General features: G+C 70.9%; 15 protein-coding genes. 8 read left to right on the top strand and 7 right to left on the bottom strand.

The annotated features are described in order from the left end of the window. Positions 1-250 precede the first annotated feature (250 nt). A complete protein-coding gene (locus tag ACSU6M_RS33180) occupies positions 251-730 on the top strand; it encodes a pyridoxamine 5'-phosphate oxidase family protein (protein ID WP_437074837.1) in 480 nt (159 codons plus the stop codon). Between the two features lie 98 nt (positions 731-828). Here ACSU6M_RS33180 and ACSU6M_RS33175 read toward each other — a convergent pair whose 3' ends face one another. Genes ACSU6M_RS33175 through pflB form a run of 3 tightly spaced genes read right to left on the bottom strand, consistent with a single transcriptional unit; the run spans position 829 to position 4756 of the window. Further along, positions 829-1713 carry a universal stress protein gene (locus tag ACSU6M_RS33175; RefSeq protein ID WP_437074835.1) on the bottom strand — a complete coding sequence of 295 codons (885 nt, stop codon included), beginning with the start codon at positions 1711-1713 and terminating at the stop codon, positions 829-831. A gap of 23 nt (positions 1714-1736) precedes the next feature. Then, the gene (pflA, locus tag ACSU6M_RS33170; RefSeq protein ID WP_437074833.1) at positions 1737-2483 is read right to left on the bottom strand and encodes a pyruvate formate-lyase-activating protein; all 747 of its coding nucleotides are present in this window, start codon (positions 2481-2483) and stop codon (positions 1737-1739) included. Further along, the gene (gene pflB, locus ACSU6M_RS33165; RefSeq protein ID WP_437074832.1) at positions 2480-4756 is read right to left on the bottom strand and encodes a formate C-acetyltransferase; all 2277 of its coding nucleotides are present in this window, start codon (positions 4754-4756) and stop codon (positions 2480-2482) included. Before pflB ends, pflA begins: the two co-directional genes overlap by 4 nt. A 237-nt stretch (positions 4757-4993) precedes the next feature. Here pflB and ACSU6M_RS33160 point away from each other — a divergent pair, with 237 nt between their 5' ends. The 3 genes from ACSU6M_RS33160 to ACSU6M_RS33150 all read left to right on the top strand — a co-directional run bounded on the left by ACSU6M_RS33160 (position 4994) and on the right by ACSU6M_RS33150 (position 9747). Further along, positions 4994-5881, top strand: coding sequence for a universal stress protein (locus ACSU6M_RS33160; protein ID WP_437074831.1), 888 nt, complete (start codon positions 4994-4996; stop codon positions 5879-5881). 276 nt (positions 5882-6157) lie between these two features. Continuing rightward, positions 6158-7039: a universal stress protein gene (locus tag ACSU6M_RS33155; RefSeq protein ID WP_437074829.1), complete on the top strand. Its 882-nt coding sequence runs from the start codon at positions 6158-6160 to the stop codon at positions 7037-7039. Positions 7040-7041: 2 nt separating this feature from the next. Beyond that, positions 7042-9747 carry a cation-translocating P-type ATPase gene (locus ACSU6M_RS33150; RefSeq protein WP_437074827.1) on the top strand — a complete coding sequence of 902 codons (2706 nt, stop codon included), beginning with the start codon at positions 7042-7044 and terminating at the stop codon, positions 9745-9747. Positions 9748-10051: 304 nt separating this feature from the next. Here ACSU6M_RS33150 and ACSU6M_RS33145 read toward each other — a convergent pair whose 3' ends face one another. The 4 genes from ACSU6M_RS33145 to ACSU6M_RS33130 all read right to left on the bottom strand — a co-directional run bounded on the left by ACSU6M_RS33145 (position 10052) and on the right by ACSU6M_RS33130 (position 16186). After that, a complete protein-coding gene (locus ACSU6M_RS33145) occupies positions 10052-12115 on the bottom strand; it encodes a carbohydrate binding domain-containing protein (protein ID WP_437074826.1) in 2064 nt (687 codons plus the stop codon). 473 nt (positions 12116-12588) lie between these two features. Next, positions 12589-12726: a hypothetical protein gene (locus ACSU6M_RS33140; RefSeq protein ID WP_437074825.1), complete on the bottom strand. Its 138-nt coding sequence runs from the start codon at positions 12724-12726 to the stop codon at positions 12589-12591. A 626-nt stretch (positions 12727-13352) separates the two neighbouring features. Next, positions 13353-14735: an MFS transporter gene (locus tag ACSU6M_RS33135; protein WP_437074824.1), complete on the bottom strand. Its 1383-nt coding sequence runs from the start codon at positions 14733-14735 to the stop codon at positions 13353-13355. A gap of 773 nt (positions 14736-15508) precedes the next feature. Then, positions 15509-16186, bottom strand: coding sequence for a helix-turn-helix transcriptional regulator (locus tag ACSU6M_RS33130; protein WP_437075451.1), 678 nt, complete (start codon positions 16184-16186; stop codon positions 15509-15511). Between the two features lie 84 nt (positions 16187-16270). Here ACSU6M_RS33130 and ACSU6M_RS33125 point away from each other — a divergent pair, with 84 nt between their 5' ends. The 4 genes from ACSU6M_RS33125 (at position 16271) to ACSU6M_RS33110 (ending at position 19937) form a co-directional block, all read left to right on the top strand. Beyond that, positions 16271-16705, top strand: a complete 435-nt coding sequence (locus ACSU6M_RS33125) for a hypothetical protein (RefSeq protein WP_437074823.1) — start codon at positions 16271-16273, stop codon at positions 16703-16705. Positions 16706-17643: 938 nt separating this feature from the next. Next, a complete protein-coding gene (locus ACSU6M_RS33120) occupies positions 17644-18093 on the top strand; it encodes a DUF4383 domain-containing protein (protein ID WP_437074821.1) in 450 nt (149 codons plus the stop codon). A 31-nt stretch (positions 18094-18124) separates the two neighbouring features. Further along, complete coding sequence (locus ACSU6M_RS33115; protein WP_437074820.1) at positions 18125-18754, top strand: hemerythrin domain-containing protein; 630 nt, start codon at positions 18125-18127, stop codon at positions 18752-18754. Positions 18755-18836: 82 nt separating this feature from the next. Beyond that, positions 18837-19937, top strand: a complete 1101-nt coding sequence (locus ACSU6M_RS33110; protein ID WP_437074818.1) for a glutamate--cysteine ligase — start codon at positions 18837-18839, stop codon at positions 19935-19937. Positions 19938-19955 lie beyond the last annotated feature (18 nt).

The raw sequence follows: 19955 nt of genomic DNA, 5'->3' as shown, positions 1-19955 counted from the left end.
CGACTGCCCCGCGCCTGCGGCCGCCCCTGCCGAGCCGTGAGGCCCGACCGACACGACTGTGCCGAGGGGCCCTCCGGCCTGCGGACAGGGACCATCGGCCTGTTGGGCAGGAACGCTGCCCGCGCGAGGGTGGAAGGGCGAGCGGTGCCGACCTCCCTCGCGGTGCCGCTCGCAGCCGGCCGTCCGCGCCCCAGGGCAGGCCGCGCCCTCGAAGACCCAGGCCGCGAGCCACGACCCCGTAGGGAACGCCATGACCGCCGACAACGCGCCGGCCTCCGCCGTCGGACCACGACAGAGTGTGGAGCTCGACACCGTGGAAGCCCTCAGGCTACTGGGCAGCGTCTCCCTGGGCAGGATCGTCTTCACCCAGCATGCGCTTCCCATGATCCGGCCGGTCAATCACGTCCTGGACGACGGGGACATCGTCATCCGTACGCATGCGGGCTCCGCACTGACCTCGCGCGCACGGCACACCGACGGCTCGGCCGTCGTCGTCGCCTACGAGGCCGACGCCATCGACCCCGGCACTCACCTGGGCTGGAGTGTGGTCGTCACCGGCTACGCCCGCCTGATCACCGACCGGAAGGAACTGGCCCGCTACCGGGCGCTGCTGCACCCCTGGGTGCAGCAGACCATGGACTACGCGGTCCGCATCCGCCCCGACCTGGTCACCGGCATCCGGCTGACCGTCGCGGACGAGCCGGTCGCTGCCCGGCCCTCGGACGCGTAGCGGAGGTCGGGGCCGGGCCGTCGGCGCGACGAACGCTGGGGGTGGGGACTCCTCGGTCCCCCGGCGTTGTCGAAGGGCCGCGCGGTCGCGTCCGGGAGTCAGTCGTGGGCGACCACCGCGACGGGTGCCGCGGCGAGGTGCAGGACCTCGTGGGCGACCGGGCCGAGGTGCGGACCGAGCGTGCCCTGACGGCACTTGCGCCCGACGACGACCAGCGATGCGCCGTGCGAGGCGTCGACCAGATGCGAGCCCGGCCGGCCGACGACCGCCTCGTGCGTCACCTCCACGTCCGGGTACTTCTCCCGCCAGGGACGCAGCGTCTCGGTGAGCCTGTCCCTCAGTCGGTCGGCCGGTGTGCCGCCCGTGCCGTCGGCGGCGACGCCCAGGTGCGCCGGTCGGCTCCAGCCGTGCACCACGCGCAGCTCGGCCGCCCGGCGGGAGGCGGCGTCGAAGGCGAACGCGAGCACGGCGTCGTGGGGCCGGTGCAGATCGAGGCCGAGGACGACCTGCCGGTGCGGCACGGCGGGACGAGCCGGCGCCCGGCGGCCGCCCGCGCCGGTGTCCGGGTGCACCAGCACCACGGGCCGGACGGCGCGGGCCACTACGGCGCAGGCCACCGAGCCCAGCAGAACACCGGCCGCCGCGCCCAGGCCCCGTGACCCGAGCACCAGCAGCTCGGCGTCGCCGGCCGCGGCCGGCAGCACCCGCGCGGGCTGTCCGGCGATCTGTTCGGCGGTGATCCGCAGGGCGGGATGACGGTGTCTCAGGACGGCCGCGACCTCCCCGAGCATCCGGGCGCACAGGTCGGTGCCGGGTGACGGCACGCTCTCGCCGCCGAAAGGGGTGTACGCGTGCGGCGGCTGGTCACCGGCGTGCACGAGACGCAGCCCGGCCGCCCGCAGCTCGGCTTCACGGGCCGCCCAGTGGGCCGCGGCGAGGGATTCGGGGGAGCCGTCGACGCCGACGGTGACGGTACGGGACATGGAGGGTCCTCCTTCGGCGGGGCTCACAGGGCCCTCAGTCCGTGCTCGCGGAACTGCTCGCGCACCCGCTCGGTCAGCTCCCGGCCGGGGGTCGGGGTGTCGCGCAGCGGGAAGGGCAGGCCGAGGGCCTCGTACTTGTGGGCGCCGAGCTTGTGGAACGGCAGGACGTCGACCCGGTCGACGTTGCCGAGTCCGGCCAGGAAGCCGCCGAGGCCGTCAACGGCTTCGGGGTCGTCGGTCCAGCCGGGGACGAGGACGTAACGGATGTGGACCGGGACACCGAGCCGGTCCAGCCGGGTGGCGAAGCTCAGGGTGGGGGCGAGAGAGCCGCCGGTGAGCCTGCGGTAGGCGCCGACGTCGAAGGACTTGATGTCGAGGAGCACCAGATCGGTGTCGGCGAGCAGTCCGTCGCTCGCGCGGGCGCCGAGGAAGCCGGAGGTGTCCAGCGCGGTGTGCAGGCCGAGTTCCTTGCAGCGGTGCAGCACCGCCGTGGTGAACGCGGGCTGGAGCAGCGGCTCGCCGCCGGTGAGGGTCACTCCCCCGCCCGCCGTGCTGACGAAGGACCGGTACCTGCCGATCTCCGCCATCACGTCGTCGACGGTGGTCGCCCGGCCGTCGCGCATGTGCCAGGTGTCCGGGTTGGCGCAGTACAGGCAGCGCAGCGGGCAGCCGCTGAGGAACAGCACGAACCGGGTGCCGGGGCCGTCCACTCCCGTGGACAGGTCCCAGGAGTGGACGCGGCCCGTCACCGGCCCGGTGGTGGTCTTCACAGTGCTCCGTGGAAGGTGCGGCTGATCACGTCGAGCTGCTGCTCGCGGGTCAGACGGACGAAGTTGACGGCGTATCCGGAGACGCGGATGGTCAGCTCCGGATACTTCTCGGGGTGTTCCATGGCGTCCTCGAGCGTCGCGCGGTTCAGCACGTTGACGTTCATGTGGAAGCCGCCGCCGGCCATGTAGGCGTCGAGGATGCCGGCCAGGTTCGCGGCCCGCTCGTCCGGGTCGTGGCCGAGGCCCTCGGGGGTGACGGTGGAGGTGAGGGAGATGCCGTCGCGGGCGGCCTCGTAGGGCAGCTTGGCCACCGACAGCGCCGAGGCGACCATGCCGTGCCGGTCGCGGCCGTTCATCGGGTTGGCACCGGGCGCGAAGGGCTGCCCGGCCCGCCGGCCGTCGGGGGTGTTGCCGGTGTGCTTGCCGTACACGACGTTCGACGTGATGGTCAGCACCGACTGGGTGTGCTCGGCGTCCCGGTAGGCGGGGTTCTTGCACACCTTCGCCATGAAGGACTCCACCAGGCCGACGGCGAGGGCGTCGGCGCGGTCGTCGTTGTTGCCGTACGCGGGGAAGTCTCCTTCGGTGCGGAAGTCGACGGCGAGTCCGGTGGCGTCCCGGAAGACCTTCACGCGGGCGTGCTTCACGGCGGACAGGCTGTCCACGGCGACCGACAGGCCGGCGATGCCGCAGGCCATGAACCGGTGCACCGGGTGGTCGTGCAGCGCCATCTCGATGCGCTCGTAGGCGTACTTGTCGTGCATGTAGTGGATGACGTTCAGGGTGTCGACGTACGTCTCGGCCAGCCAGTCGAGCGTACGGTCGTACGCCGCCGACAGCTCCTCGTAGTCGAGGTACTCACCCGTCAGCGGGGGCGTCGCAGGTGCGATCTGTTCGCCGGTCATCTCGTCCCGGCCGCCGTTGACCGCGTACAGCAGCGCCTTGGCGAGGTTGACCCGCGCGCCGAAGAACTGCATCTGCCTGCCGACCGCCATGGCCGAGACGCAGCAGGCGATCGCGGTGTCGTCGCCGGTGCGCGGACGCATGAGGTCGTCCGACTCGTACTGGATGCTGCTGGTGTCGATGGAGACCTGGGCGCAGAACCGCTTGAACCCCTCGGGCAGCCGCGGGGACCACAGCACGGTCAGGTTGGGCTCCGGGGCCGGGCCCAGGTTGTAGAGGGTCTGCAGGAAGCGGAAGGAGGTGCGGGTGACCAGCGGGCGGCCGTCGGCGCCGATGCCTCCGATGGACTCGGTCACCCAGGTCGGGTCCCCGGAGAACAGCGCGTCGTACTCGGGGGTGCGCAGGAACCGTACGATCCGCAGCTTGATCACGAAGTCGTCGACCAGCTCCTGGGCGCGGGTCTCGTCGATGGTCCCCTCGTCCAGGTCGCGCTGGAGGTACACGTCCAGGAAGGTGGAGGTGCGGCCCAGCGACATCGCGGCGCCGTTCTGCTCCTTCACCGCCGCCAGGAAGCCGAGGTACAGCCACTGCACGGCCTCGTGGGCGGTGGCGGCGGGGCGGGTGACGTCGCAGCCGTAGGAGGCGGCCATGTCGGCCAGTTCGCCGAGCGCGCGAATCTGTTCGGCCAGTTCCTCGCGGTCGCGGATCACGTTGGCGGTGGAGGGCCGCGCGTCCAGCAGGGCCCGCTCGGCGCGCTTGGCCGCGATCAGCCGGTCGGTGCCGTACAGCGCGACGCGCCGGTAGTCGCCGATGATCCGGCCGCGGCCGTAGGCGTCCGGCAGTCCGGTGATGATCCCGGCCCTGCGGGCGGCCCGCATCTGGGGGGTGTACGCGTCGAAGACGCCGTCGTTGTGGGTCTTACGGTAGGTGCCGAAGACCTTCGTCACGAACGGGTCCGGTGCGTAGCCGTAGGCGGCCAGGCTGTTCTCCACCATCCTCAGCCCGCCGTTCGGCATGATCGCGCGCTTGAGCGGCGCGTCCGTCTGCAGGCCCACGATCAGCTCGCGGTCCCGGTCGATGTAGCCGGGCCCGTGGGAGATGATGGTGGAGGGGGTGGCGGCGTCGACGTCCAGGACGCCCTTGCGCCGCTCCTCCGGGAACAGAGCGCCGACCTTGCGCCAGACCTCGAGCGTGCGCTCGGTCGGGCCGGCCAGGAACGCCGCCTCTCCCTCGTAGGCCGTGTAGTTGGCCTGGATGAAGTCGCGCACGTCGGTGTGTGCGCGCCACCGTGTCCCGGTGAACCCGCGCCACGCCTGCGCTGGTGCGTCCCCGCCCGTCCGGGCCGCTTCTGCCTGGGGTGCCACCGTCATCACTGCCTCCGCTTCGTCCAGGGCATCACCCGCCGGATGCGGCAGGCGGCTGCACTGACGATGCTCGTCGTGCGCCGGCCGTCCGGGGAGGGCCGCCGGGAACCCCTCCTCGCGCCCTGCGGCCCCTTCGCCGTGGGCCCTTCGGCCCTCCTCGCGGCCTGCCCGGCCCCATGACCGGCGAGGGCGGCCGGGCTGAGGCTGGGCGTGACCGGGAGGTCCTGGCGAAGAGGAGACATCATGAGCGGTCTGGTGGTCGTCGGCGTGGACGGTTCGGCGTCGAGCCTGACGGCGGTGGAGGCGGCAGCGCGGGAGGCGCGGTTGCGCGGGGCGGGGCTGCGGGTGGTGCACGCGTACCTGTGGCCCGCGATGCATGTTCCCCTGGGGCCGTCGCCGCTGGGTCCGCCGGAGGGCGGGATGCGGAACATGGTCGACCAACTGGTGGCCGAGGCGGTGGAGCGGGCCCGGGGGACGGCGCCCGACATCGACGTCAGTCATGTCGTGGTGACCGGTGAGCCGCTGACGGTCCTGGAGGCCCAGTCACGCGCGGCGGAGCTGGTGGTGGTCGGCTCCCGGGGCATGGGGGGCTTCGTGGGGCTGCTGGTCGGCTCGACGGCGGTCCACCTGGCGGCGCACGGCCGGTGCCCGGTGCTCGTGGTGCGCGAGCACCCGCAGGACGCCGGTCCGGTCGTGCTGGGCGTGGACGGCTCGACCGCGGGGGCACAAGCCGTGGGCTTCGCCTTCGCGGAGGCCGCACTGCGCAAGGCGCCCCTGCTGGCGTTGCACGCCTACACCGACTGGAACGCTCCGCTGCCCCCTCCGCAGGACCCCGCGATGCCGTACGCCAACCCGCCCGGCGCTCTCGCCGAGGCGGAGCGGCGGCTGCTGGCCGAGGCGCTCGCCGGCCATCGGGAGCGCTACCCGGACGTCGTGGTGGAGCACCAGGTCGTGCACGGCCGCACGCGGGAGGCGCTGATCGGGGCCAGCCGCTCCGCCCAGCTGATGGTGGTCGGCGCCCGCGGCCGGGGCGGTTTCGCCGGCCTGCTGCTGGGGTCGGTCAGTCAGGCCCTGGTGCACCACGCGCACTGCCCGGTCGCGGTGGTGCGGGGCGGGGGCGGGCCTCACTGAGAGGGCCTGCTCACGGCAGGGAGCGGTCGAGGCGGTGGCCCGGGGGCCTGGGGAGGGTGCCCCGGCCACCCCGCCCGTCCACCGCAGTCCGTGCACTGCGCCCGTCCACCGCAGTCCGTGCACCGCGCCTGGCAGGCCGGGTAGGTCCGGCGGGCCGGGGCAGGGCCGACTGGCGCGGGGCGTGGCCTGGTCGGCCTCTGTCCGCCGTGACGGCCGTGTTCGAGGCTCGGAAACCACAGCGGCCACATCGGTGGCCCTCAGGAAGGGGACAACGCAGTGAGTGATCCGGTGATCGTGGGGGTGGACGGCTCCACCTCGAGCCTCGCGGCCGTGGACGTGGCGGCCTCGGAGGCCCTCCTGCGGGGCGCGCCGCTGCGCATCGTCCACGCCTTCGGGCGCCCGTCGGCGCATCCGCCGTCCCTGGCGGCGCCGCGGGGTGCGGGCGGCTCCGGTCCGGAGCCGATGGTGCGGGGGGAAGTGGCCCGGGCGGAGGTGCGGGCGCACGAGGCCGCGCCCGGCGTCGAAGTCACTCGCTCGGTGGTGTCGGGTGACCCCGTCGAGGTGCTGGGGATCGAGTCGCGGTCCGCCACTCTGGCGGTGGTGGGCAGTCGGGGCCTGTCCGGGTTCTCCGGGCTGCTGCTCGGTTCCACGGCGGTGCACCTGGCTGCCCACGGCCACTGCCCGCTGATGGTGGTCCGCGGCCGTCCGGACCCCGCCGGACCGGTACTGCTCGCCGTGGACGGCTCCCTGGCCGGCGAGGCGGCGGTGGAGTTCGCGTTCGCCGAGGCCGCCCTGCGGGGGGCGCCGCTCGTGGCGCTGCACGTGTGGAACACCTGGAGCGAGCGCGCCTACGAGGGTCCCGGCGACCCGCTGACCGCCGTCGTGGCCGACGCCGACCGGCTCCGCGAGGCCGAACAGCACCTCCTGGAGGAGGCGGTGGCCCGCTGCCGTACGGCCTACCCGCAAGTCCCCGTGGAGCTGCGTCTGGTGCGCTCGCGGGTCCGCAACGCCCTGCTCGACGCCAGCCGGGACGCTCAGCTGGTCGTGGCGGGCGCACGGGGCCGCGACGGGTTCACCGGGCTGCTGCTGGGCTCGGTCAGCCAGGCACTGCTGCACCACGCCCACTGCCCCGTGGCCGTCGTCCGCGGCAAGGAGTGACCGTGTCCCGGCAGACCACCGTCCCCGTCCCGCCGGCGCACCACGTGGCGGACGCCCACCTGCGGCCGACCGTGGACGTCGCAGGCATGCTCGGCGTGGATCCGGCCACCGGCCTGACGTCGGCGGACGCCCAGGAGCGGGCCGTCGCCTGCGGCACCAACGAACTCGCCGCACCGGCCCGCAGGCCGCAATGGCTGCGCCTGCTGGACCAGTTCCGCAGCTGGCTGATCGGCATCCTGCTCGCCGCCGCTGTCGTCGCCGGCGTCGTCGGCGAGGTCAAGGACGCCCTCGTCATCACCGTCGTCCTGCTGGTCAACGCTGTCGTCGGTTACGTACAGGAGCGTCGCGCCGAGCGCAGCCTGGAGGCGCTGCGCAGCATGCTGGTCCCGATCGCCCGGGTGCGCCGCGACGGCGAGGTCACCACGGTGCCGGCCCGTACGCTGGTTCCCGGTGATGTCGTCCTGCTGGAGGCCGGTGACCGGGTCCCGGCCGACGGGCGTCTGCTGGTGGCCGAGTCCGTCGAGGCCGCCGAGGCCGCGCTCACCGGCGAGTCGCATCCGGTCGCGAAGACGGCCGCACCGGGCGTGACCGCCGGCGTCGACGCCGTGGGCGTCGCCGAACGCACCGGCATGCTGTTCATGAACACCGCGCTGACCCGTGGCCGTGCCGAGATGATCGTCACCGCCACCGGTATGCGCACCGAGGTCGGCGCCATCGCCGACGAACTGCGGACGGGCGGGGATCCGCCGAGCCCGCTGCAGGTGCAGATGGACAGCCTCGGCCGGCGCCTGGCCCTGATCAGTGGCGTCGCAGTGGCCGCCTACGCGCTCGCGGCGCTCGTCCGCGGCGAGGAGCCTGCCGACCTGGCTCTGCGGGCGGTGGCGCTGGCCGTCGCGGCCATCCCCGAGGGTCTGCCGGCCGTCCTCGCGCTCACCCTCGCCCTGGGTGTCCACCGCATGGCCCGCCGCGGGGCCGTCGTGAAGCGTCTGGCCTCTGTGGAGGCACTCGGTTCCGCGACCGTGGTCTGCAGCGACAAGACCGGCACCCTCACCCTCAACGAGATGACCGCCCGGGCCCTGTGGACCGCCGGGCGCCGCTACGAGGTGAGCGGTGAGGGCTACGGCGGCGACGGCGCCCTCCGGCAGACCGACGGGCACGACGCCCCGGACCTGCGCGACGCCGTCCTGCCGTTCGCCCTGTGCAACGACGCCCGCCTCACCGCGGACGGTGTCATCGGCGATCCCACCGAGGCCGCCCTGCTCGTCCTCGCCGCGAAGACGGGCCTCGACCCGGCGCTGATCGGCCGGACACCCCGTACCGGCGAAGTCCCCTTCGATCCGGCCGCGAAGTACATGGCGACCTTCCACAGCGGCACCGACGGAACCAAGCACGTCCACGCCAAGGGAGCCGTCGAGGTCCTTCTGGACCGCTGCACGCACGTCCTCACCGACGACGGCCCGGCACCCCTCACCGCTGAGCACCGCCGGGAGATCACCGCCGTCGCCCGCCGGATGGGGAGCGCGGGCCTGCGCGTGCTGGGTGCCGCCACCACCGTCAAGGACCGATGGGAGCCGCTGGAGCCGACCGGGCTGACCCTCACCGCGATCGTCGGCATCGCCGACCCGCCACGTCCCCAGGCCCGCCAAGCCGTCGCGGTGGCCCGGGCCGCCGGAGTCCACGTCAAGATGATCACCGGGGACCACGCCGACACAGCAACCGCGATCGCCGGCGAGCTGGGCATCACCGGAGACGTCGTCACCGGCGCCGAACTGGCCGCGATGAGCGAGCAGGACCTGACGGAGCGCATCGAGGACATCGCCGTCTTCGCCCGCGTCGCTCCCGAACACAAGGTCGCCATCGTCCGCACCCTCACCCGGCGCGGTCACATCGTGGCCATGACGGGCGACGGGGTCAACGACGCCGCCGCCCTGCGCGCCGCCCACATCGGCGTCGCCATGGGCGTCACCGGCACCGACGTCGCCAAGGAGGCCGCGGACGTGGTGCTGACGGACGACGACTTCTCCACCCTGGTGCGTGCGATGCGCGAGGGCCGGTCGATCTACGACAACATCGTCACCTTCGTCCGCTTCCAGCTGTCGACCAACATCGGCGCCGTCCTCACTCTGCTCGCCACCGTGCTGGCCGGGCTGCCCGCCCCCCTGTCGGCGATCCAACTGCTCTGGGTCAACATCATCATGGACGGACCGCCCGCCATGGCACTGGGCGTCGACCCGCCCACCGACGACGTGATGCACCGCCCGCCGCGCTCACCCGCCGAACGCATCCTCGACACCCGGCGCCTGACAGCCGTCGTCCGCGCCGGCACCGTCATGGCCGCGGGCACCGTGGCCGTCTTCGCCGCCGCCCGCCACCTCACAGACACCCCGACCGCCACCACGATGGCGTTCACCACCTTCGTCCTCTTCCAGCTCTGCAACGCTCTGGCCGCCCGCAGCGAGACCGGCCCGGTCGTCGGCCGTCACCAACTGCGCAACCGAACCCTGTGGATCTGCCTTGCCACCGTCCTCGCTCTGCAGATCACCGCGGTGCAAGTGCCCCTGGCCCAGGGCGTTTTCGACACCGTCGCCCTGGACACCGCCCAGTGGGCCGTCTGCCTCCTCACCGCCTCCACGGTCCTCCTGACGGAGCACACCTGGCGTGCCCTGCGGAACAGGCCTCGCGACGAACACCTTCCCCCGGCAGCATGACGCCGCGACGCGGCCGGCGGCTCATGTCGTGGAGCAGGGAGGCCCCTTCGTGGCAGGACGTGCTGCGGGGCCTTGCCGGCAGCACGGCGATGGAGACCTGCACGGTTCAGCCCTGGACGACAGGACACCGCCGGTGCTCACAATGATCAGATGTCGACTTCGCGCAGGGCATGATCCCGCACCACCAGCACACCCCCGACATGGTCTCGATCTCCGGGCCCCGGCCTTCTCGATACGGGCAGTCAGGTCCTCGACCTCGGCGGGGTACCGGCGTCTTGCCGGTACCCCGCCACGTGACAGCAGGTCAGTTGCGCCAGGTGTCGTTCAGCGTGACCTTGCCGTCGGCGGGGACGGTGGCCGTGCGGTTGGCACCGCTCTCCCATGTGACGTTGCCGGAGGCGTCCTTGCGGAGGTACTTGTACTCGAAGGACGTTCCCGGGGGCAGCTTCACGTCGAGCTTCCACACCGGGTAGGCGGCGGCGTCGAGCTTGAGGGCCGCTGCGGGCACCCAGTTGCCGAGGGCGGCGTGGTTCCCGACGACGTAGATGTTCTGGCCGGGGACGGTGGTGGCGGTGGCCGCGAAGGTCGCCCCGGGCTCGGTCTGCCGGACTTCACAGGGGTTGCCGGTGCCGACGGTGCCGTTCTTGACCGTGATGTCGCCGGTGCCGAGGGCGTAGTCGGCGCCGTTGTTGTTGTCCCAGGTGCCGGAGCCGTTGTTGAAGGCTGCCTTGAGGCCGTTGGCCGAGCCGAGGGCGATGCTCTTCCTCACCCAGCCCGTGCACGCGCTCTCCATGGTGACACCGGGTGAGGTGGTCCAGGTGCCGCCGGTGGGGGCGTAGTGGAGCTTATAGGCCGTCCAGTTCTTGTCCGTGCTGTAGTAGACGGTGGCCGTGTTGTCACCCTGCTGGTCCCCGACCGTCGCGCCGACGTGCAGGGCGACGGCGTCGTTGCTCCCGATGGTGGCGGTGAACTTGCCGTCCGTGCCGACGGTGTACGTCGTGCCGGTGCATCCGCCGCTCGCGGTCGGGTCGCCGTGCTGGACGTCGCAGTACGTGCCGGCCGGGAGCGAGGTCTGGAAGGTCTGGGTGAGTGAGCCGCCCTCGTGGTTGATCGCGACGAACGCCTTACTGCCTCGCCCGAAGGCCACGGCGTTGTTGCCGTTGTCCCACCAGTTGGTGAGGCCGGTTCCCTCGGAGGCGTTGCGGAAGGCCACCATGTTGGCGATCTGGCGCCAGGCGTGCTGGCAGCTCCAGCCATCACTGTGACAGGCGGTGACATTGCCCCCGTTGGGGGCACCGGCGTCCCGGTTGCTGAACTCGTATCCGGAGTGGACGGACGGAGCACCGTACGGGTGGGCGAGCATGAAGACGTGGGCGAGCGTGTAGTTCGCGCCGTCGCGGTAGCTCAGGCTGGATCCGTTGCGCTCGGTGTCGTGGTTGGCGACCATGGAGCCGCTCTGCCCGGAGGGCATGTAGCCCCATGCCTCACCGAAGTTCTTGAGGTAGGACAGCTTCTCGTTGGTCAGGATCCGCTTGAGGTCGGTGGTGTAGCGGAACTCCTGGACGTCGCCGGTTGCCAGGTACTCGTTGGGCGAGACGGCTTCGCCCGCGCCGTGGATGGCTTCCTGCATCCAGTGAACGCTCTTGTCGGTGAGCTTGCTGCGGATGGCGGCGAGGTCACCGGCGGCTGTGTGCTTGACGGCGTCCATGCGGAAGCCGTCGACGCCCAGCGACAGCAGGTCGTTGAGGTACCCGGCGATCTTGCCGCGGACATGGTCGCTGCTGGTGTCGAGGTCCGCGAGCGAGGGCTGTCCCGTCTCGCCGAGCTCGCACTCCTGGACGTTGTAGCGGTCGGCGTAGTTGCTGCCGATGGGGCGGCGGCAGCCGTGGAAGTCCGCGTCCGAGTAGGTGCCGGGGTAGTGGTACTTGCCGTACTGCGTGCCGGCGGTGCCGGTACCGGAGCCGGACGTCATGTGGTTCAGCACGGCATCGACGACGACCTTCACACCGGCGCCGTGGCAGGTGTCGACCATGTTCCGGAAGGAGTCACGGTCGCCGAGCGGTCCCTGGATCTTGTAGCTGACCGGCTGGTAGGCGGTCCACCACGCACTCCCCTGGATGCGCTCCTGCGGCGGGGAGACCTGAACGTAGCCGTAGCCCTTGGGACCGAGGGTGCGCGTGCACTCGCGGGCGATCGAGTCGAAGTTCCACTCGAACAGGACGGCGGTGACCTTCTTGTTGCCGTTGGCGGTCGGCGCCGCCGCCGCCGGCTGGGCGGGCGCGGTGAGGGCGGTGGTCAGAGCGAGGATCAGACCGGCGCCGGCCAGAACGGCAGACGTCCGTCTTGGGGCAGGTGCGGTAGGGCTCATGAGGCGCTCCAAAGGTGGGGTCGAGGAGGCGCGGCCTCGGACGTAACACGCCGCCACACTCCGCAAAACATTGCAGTAACTTTCAGCAAGTGCCAGAAAGTTAAGGTTTCCACCGCATCGGGTCAAGGGGTCTCGCACGACCAACTCCTGCTCCGCCCGCGGACCGGGCGTCGCACCTTCGTCCCGGCCGATCCGGTGTCAGCTCCGGCGACTTGGGCGGCAGAGCGGCTTCAGGGACTTACGGGCCATGGGGCGCCGAAGCCAGCGGCCAGTGTTGACCACGGGACGTACGAGATCCCACCGTCTTGACGCCCCGTCTCGCCCAGAGATGCCGAACCCGTGTACCCCCACCGGGTCGTCACCCTGCGCTGGGCCGACACCGGCCTGGCCTCGGTGGCTGTGCGGCGGACAGGCGGGCGGCGACTACGGCATCACCAACGTCCATGCCGAACTCCCCATGCTCGAACGGAAGATCACGCAGATGTGTCACGCCGTGCGTGGGCGAGGCGTCGTGCAGGACGAGCCTGGTGAGGCACCGGCGGCGAAGCGCCGAGGAGGATGTCGAGGACGAACGCCTCGGCCAGGCCCAGCATGCCGACCAGCAGCAGCATGCCGAGCGGACCGCGAACTGCCCGCTGGTGTGCAGGGTCGTGTCGTTCAGCGCCGAGCGCCGCGCTGGTTCCAGCGCACGGTGATGTCCGCGTCCCAGGCGCGCGGGCCGTCCGCCCGGGCTCGCCGCCGCCCCAGCTCCGTCGGACACTCGTAAGTCACTAGGCGAAGGTCACTGGGCGAAAGTCACTGGGCGAACCAGTCACTGCGCGCACCGAGGAGGCCGATGAGCACGCAGAACTCCGCGCGTCCGCCCGGCCGTGTCGCGCAGACCACCGCCTGGCACCGGCATGGTTCCCCGCCAGCCAGCCCTCTGCGCCCACGCCTGTGACACCGCCCGGGCCGCCGTCCCCGAGCCGGGTCGTACGCACCCGTCCGCCACACCGCAGCCTTGGCAGCCAGCGCGCCCGGCGGACCCGCACCCTCGGCGCGGCCCTCCTGTTGGTGGGGGCAGTCGCGCTGCTGGGCTGGTCGCTGCCGCGGTGGGAACGGCATCTGCCCCACCGTCGGGCTGAACTGTGACGCGACCGCCCAGGCCACGCTCGCCGCGATCGACGGCGGCATGATGACCCTCGCCGGGCTCGTCGTCACGGTGGTCATCCTGGTCGTGCTGACCGTGCAGGGCATGTCACCGCGGCTGGTGGCGGCCCTCGGCCACTTCGGCCGCTGCCTCGTTCCGCTCGGTCTGCTCGGCCTGCCCTTCGGCACGGCCCTGTACGCGCTGGTGGCGCTCGGCCCTGTCCGCGGCGGCAGCGTGCCCCGGGTGACCGTGACGGTCCCCGTCGAACCAGGCCGCCTCCTGTGCCGGTTCCCGGGTGGCGGCGCGGAGTGTCTCGTGCCGGGCGGCCCAGGGCTCGGCGAGCAGGACCGCCACCGCGCAGGCTCCGAGCAGGCCGCCGACGAGCATCGTGCCTCGTACGCCGGGACCGGTGGCCAGCAGGAGACCGCCGAGGAAGGAGCCGCCCGCGATACCGACGTTGAAGACCGCGGAGCCGGTGGCCGAGGCCATCTCAGTGCTGCCGGGCGCCACATGGAGGATCCGGTTCTGCAGTGCCGTGGTCATCGAGGAGATGGCGAAACCCAGCAAGGCGATCAGACAGACGGCCAAGAAGGCCGTGCCGCCGAACGCGTACAGGCCGAGCATCGCGGCCGCCAGCAGGGCCACGGCCAGCACCAGCGTGCCGCGGGGCCGGTGGTCCACCACGGCGCCGGCCAGGGCGGTGCCGGCGATGCCGGCGATACCCGAGGCCAGCAGCAGCGGGGCCACGGCCGCCCTGGAGAAGCCGGTCACCTCGGTGAGGAAGACGGTGATGTAGGTGTACCCGGCGAAGACGCCGCAGATCACCAGGGCGGTCGCCGCCATCAGCACCACGAACCGGCGGCGGCTGGGTTCGGTGCCGCTGGTGGCATGCCCCTCCTCCCCGACCGTGGACGGCAGCAGCGTGACCACCGCCAACAGGGCGAGGAAGCCGAAACCGCTCATCACCAGGAAGGGCACCCGCCAGCCGCTCTGCTGGCCCACCCAGGTGCCGGCCGGGACACCCACCACACCGGCCAGCGAGAGACCGGAGAACAGCCCGGCGATCACCCGCCCGCGTACCTCGGCGGAGAAGAGACCGGCGGCGGTCGCCGCGACGATCGACCAGAACACCGAGTGGGTGAGCGCGACGGTGATCCGCGCCGCGAACAGCACCCAGTAGCCGGGAGTGGCGGCGGAGACGAGGTTCGCCAGCACGAACAGGACCAGCAGCCAGGCCAGCAGGGCCCGTCGCGGCACCCGTCTGACCAGATGGGTCAGCGGCACCGAGGCGACCGCCACCACGATGCCGTACCCGGTCACCAGCCGGCCGGCCTCCGTCTCGGAGACCCCCAGATCCTCCGCGATCAACGGGAGCAGACCGACGGGCAGCGTCTCGACAGTACTGAGCGAGAACAGCGCCAGTGCCAGAGCCACCACGACGACCACGGCGGCCGAGGTGCGTATCGGGGGTTTGCTTCCAGTCTCCGGCACGTCCTGTCCTTCCCGCTCCGATGAAACCGGTGACCGGACAGCCGAGATGGCGGGCGCCGGGCCGGGCGGCGTCATTGAATACGCCACCCGCTTTCCCGCGCAAGGCAATTGCTGCAACCAGAACGGACAACTGCGGCCGATTGCCGACTTACAGTCAGAGTGCAGACACCGTCGAAATATTTCGAAGGCTGAGAATGGCGCGTGCAGTGCTACAACCGCGAAAGCTCGCGGCACACCTGCTCGATGACGTCCGCCCACACACCCTCTGCTTACCCACCCGCCAACTGCTGCCCGCGCGAATGCCGTTTCACGACGGAGCCCCCTCCGTGTCCCCGGCCCACGGCGCATCAAGATCAACAACCCTGTCCATGGAGGGATCATCCCTCGTAGACGAATAAGTCCGGGAATCTGGCACCGAGACCGCGAGATGCGGGCGCCAGCCGTTCCTACTTCTCACCGCCATCTTCAGGGCTGCCAGCCTGCGGTCGTTCGCAGAAACTACCGACAACCGTTCCTGCTTCTGACCTACGCAGCCAGACCACTGCCAGGACGGCGACGGTCACCACCTTCTTACGTGCCATGTCTCCTCGGCCGCTCACCGGGTTCCCTGTCATGTCAGTCTGTTCAGAACTGGCGAGAGGTGTGAAGCTGCTGTCTCATCCTTAACGTGCGACTTGCTCCGTATAAGGAAAAACAGTGCTTAGCCCGGGATCAGCAAAATCGCTGTTCCACATTGGCGTCGGCTGATCGGCGATTGAGCGGCTCCGGTCTGGTCAGTCGGCCGGTTGCAGCCGGACGCAGCATTGTCCTGGCTGGGGCGCCAAGCGAGCTTCGAGTCCTGCGTCATCCAGGCCGCTGAGGACACCACGCATCAGGTGGAGGTTCATGCCGCACACCGTCTGGGTGTGCGCCTGGGCCAGCGCGTGGAAGGGGCAGTTGCCCAGAACGATGGCGTCGTCCTCTTGGCGTGGCTCGAAACCGTACTGCTCGAGCAAGTCGAAGACGTTCGTCCTATCCTGCTCGCCCAGTTGTGTGCCGAGTTCTTCGGCCTTGCGGTACAGCACCTCCCGTACCGGCTCGCCGGTCGCGTCGGACTCCTCCACGGCTTGGGCGAGCAGCCGCCCGGCCAGTTCGTAGCGGCGGTCCGGAAGGCTGACGGCGACCTGCTTCGCCGAGCGGCGGTAGAGCTTGGCCGGCCTTCCCGCGCCCGGACCTGAGCGTCCGCTGCGGCGCTCGTAGACGACGTCCAGCAGCGACTCGTCGGCCAGCCGGTCCAGGTGGAACGCGGCGGTCTTCCGGGCCAGCCCACAGGCGGCGGCCGCCTCGTCACGGCTGACCGGGCTCAGCTGGCGCACCACGTGGTCGTACAGCCTCCTGCGGGTCGGCTCGTCGAGAGCGGCGATGGCGGAGACATCGGCGTCGCGTACTCCCTTGGGGGTGTCCATGAACACCAGTGTAAAACCCACGGCCATTGACTAAAGAGCGAGAGAGGTCTTCTATGGGAAGTGAAGCTTGCCGATAGAAGGAGAGAGGGCATGTCCTCCGCAACCACAAGCACCGCGACCCCTACCCGGCGGCGGGCGGCGCTCGCCGACCCCGGCTACCAGGCGTTCGTGATCCTCCGTACCGGTTTCACCGTGGCGCCGATCCTGTTCGGACTGGACAAGTTCGCCAACCTGCTCGTGGACTGGCCCACCTACCTCGCGCCGTGGATCGACGACATCGTTCCGGGCAGCGCCCAGGCGGCCATGTACGCGGTGGGCGTGATCGAGATCGTGGCCGGCCTCGCGGTGGCGCTGGCTCCGCGCTTCGGGGGATGGCTGGTAGCCGGTTGGCTGGCCGGGATCATCGTCAACCTGCTGACCATCCCGGACCACTACGACATCGCCCTGCGCGACTTCGGCCTGCTCCTTGGCGCCGTCGCGCTGGCGCGGCTCGCTCAGCGCTACCACGCCGAGCGGCAGCGGTGAACAGGCATTGAGCCCACGCGCGCACCGAATCCGTCCGGCGGGTGGAGCGTCACGGCACCACCCGCCGTGCCACGCCTCACAGGAAACCGCGCCAGCCAGTCAGCCGCGACGGAGCCCGCCGCCTCCGCCACCGGGCTGCGGGCCTGCACCCACTGCGAGCCCGACGCCCAGTTGCGTGTCATCGACTGATCCGCCCCTGCCCCGCACCCGGCCGACAGGACACAGCGCCTGACAGCAGCAGGACCTCCCCATGACCACTCCCCCGCCGCGCGTCACCGAGCCGGACCTCTTCGCGCTGACGAGGGTTCAAGGGGGAAGGCGATCACGTTGCGCTAGCGAGAGGATGCCATCCGTGATCGCCGCTCGGTTGAGCAGGGGTTCGAAGTGCAAGACGCAGCCTGTCTGGCCGACGACGTCAAGGTCCCTACATTCTGGCGGCAGTGACCCTTATCGGCGTAGCCCGCCGTCCTCCTTGGCTGCGAAACAGAATTCCAGTAAATGGTCACCGCAGTCACACTGCCGTGCGCGATGATCAGTCTCTATCGTTTCGTCCTTGATACTTGTGCGCGGCTCGGTGGGGTTCGTGCTCGGGTGGAGATGTGTCCCTCAGATCAATCTCCAAAATCCTCGGCTACCAGTCCCCTATCTGATAGCCAGGCCGCGCAGCCTTGGCGCCGTCGGCTGGCCATGTGCTGAGTGGTCCTCTTTTGGCGCCGATCGAGGAAGCGGGCGAGCCTCCTTGGTCGATCACTTGGTCTCTTCGCCGGTCAGAGCGCCAACGCTGAGCCATGCACACAGTGCGGGGGAAGCACCAACCTGGACCAGTGACCAGCGTCCGACAAAGTGCGCCGCGAGTCCGCTAATCGCTGCGGAAAGGGGTATTCGCCGAAGTGGAACCCGAGGTGCCGCCTCGGCGGCTCTGTGCAGGGAGGTCACTCATGGTCACGTCGTCTCGCCCGGTCACCGCACGTAGCCCTGTGCAGCAGGCAGCACTGCTGGTGGGGGCGGTCTTTCTGCTGGTGGGGATTCTGGGATTCATCCCGGGGATCACCACGAACTACGACGCGCTGAAGTTCGCCGAGCACCACTCCGAGGCGAAGCTGCTGGGCGTGTTCCAGGTATCGATCCTGCACAACATCGTGCATCTGCTGTTCGGTGTCGCGGGCATCGCCATGGCCCGCGCCGCATCGACCGCCCGGACCTTCCTCATCGGCGGCGGTGCCGTCTACCTGGTGCTGTGGCTGTACGGGCTGATCATCGACCACGACAGCACGGCCAACTTCGTACCCGTGAACAGCGCGGACAACTGGCTCCACTTCATCCTCGGCATCGGCATGATCGCCCTCGGCGTCCTGCTCACGCGCCGCACCCGGACCACACGTCCGTGACCGCCCGGCACCCGCACCAAGGAGCGGCCTCATGGGAGCGTCGGTAGCGCGGCAGAGCGTGGAGGAGTTGGGGGGCGAGGGCAGCATCCTCGTCCGTCAGCGACGTGACCACGCCGAGCTCGAGCGCCTGATGACCCGGTATGAGGGGCGGGAAGGGACGGAGGAAGGGACGGAAGAGGAGCTGGAGCGCACGCTGAAGGACATCGTCCAGCTGACCTTCAGCCATGCCTTCGCCGAGGAGACCGTGCTGTGGCCCCTCCTGCGGAGGGAGGTCGCCGACGGCGAGGAGCTCACCGCACGCGTCGAGACGGAGCACCAGGAAATCAACGAACTCGTGGCCGAGATCGAACGCACCGATGCGGCGCATCCGCGCCACGCCGACCTCGTGACCAGGGCTTTCGCACTGATCCGGCAAGACATCCGTGACGAGGAGGACCTGCTGCTGCCACGGCTACAGGAAACCTGCGACGCAGCACACCTCCGGCAGATCGGGACCGCGTGGGAGATCGTTCGCCGCACCGCCCCCACCCACCCCCACCCCTCGGTCCCCCGGCGGCCTCCCGGCAACGCCCTGCTCGGGGTGGCACTCAGTGTCTTCGACCGGATGCGCGACCTGCTCCCCGCGCGGTACCGACGCCGCGGAGAGGGCTCCAGCCGGTGAGGGGAGACGCCGCCCCGGTACGGCGGCACAGCGGCAGGTGCCGCCCGGCGGCCGCGGCGTCGGACGCGAGAACGGGGAACACATGAGCCTGATCACGGTCGGGGTCGAGGAGGAGTACGTACTCCTGGACGCGACCACATGGCTGCCGGTGCCCGCGGCGGCGCGCGTACGGGCCGCGGCCGGTCTGGCGCCGTCCGTCCAGGAATCCGAGCTCCAGGATGAGCTGCTCCGGGTGCAACTGGAGGTCGCCACCCCGGTGTGCAGCACGCTCGACGAGGTCGGCGGCCACCTGCTGCGTCTTCGGGAAGCTCTCGCTGCCGCCGCCGAAGCGCAGGGGTGCCGACTGGCCGCCACCGGTACGCCGCCGCTCAGGGAGCACAAGCCGCCGTCGGTCACCGATGGCGCACGCTACCGCGCCATGTCCGAGCAGGCGCCTCAACTCGTCGCCGAGCAACTGATCAACGGCATGCACATCCATGCAGCCGTGCCCGATTCCGAAGTCGGCATCGCGGTCCTCAACCGGATCCGGCCCTGGCTGCCGGTCCTGGTCGCGATGTCGGCCAACTCGCCGTTCTGGGACGGCGAGGACACCGGATTCGCCAGTTGGCGCACCATCGTCTTCGGGCGTTGGCACGTGAGCGGCCCGCCACCCCACTTCGAGAGCCTGGCCGACTACGAGCAGCGGGTGGAGCGCCTGTTGGACACGGGCACGATCATGGACCGTGGGCAGCTGTACTGGCAGGCCCGCCTGTCCGACCGCTACCCGACGATCGAGGTCCGCTGCCCGGACGTACAACTGCGGGCGGAGGAAGCGGTGATGCTCGCGGGCGTCGTCCGCGGCCTGGTCGCCACGGCGATCGCCGACGTCAAGGCGAGCGCGCCGCTGGCCGTGCTCCCTCCCGAGCTCCTGCAGGCGGCGAACTGGCACGCCGCCCGCCGCGGACTCTCCGGATCCCTGATCGACCCGGAGGGCCGGCGTCGCAGCGCCGGTGATGTACTCGCCGCACTTCTGGAGCACATCGCTCCGGCGCTCGACGCCTCCGGGGACACCCGCCAGGTCACTTCCCTCGTCCACCGCCTCCTGCGTGAGGGCACACCTGCCGATCGCCAGCGCGAAGCACGGGCCCAAGGCGGCCTCGGCAGGGTTGCACAGATGGTTATCAACGAGACCGCGGGGTGGTGACGCCATCCGCCGCCACAA

The organism is Streptomyces sp. enrichment culture (assembly GCF_964272895.1).
Classification (GTDB): Bacteria; Actinomycetota; Actinomycetes; order Streptomycetales; family Streptomycetaceae; genus Streptomyces.
The sequence above is the reverse complement of the archived record's forward strand: the minus strand, read 5'-3'. Positions and strand labels throughout refer to the sequence as shown.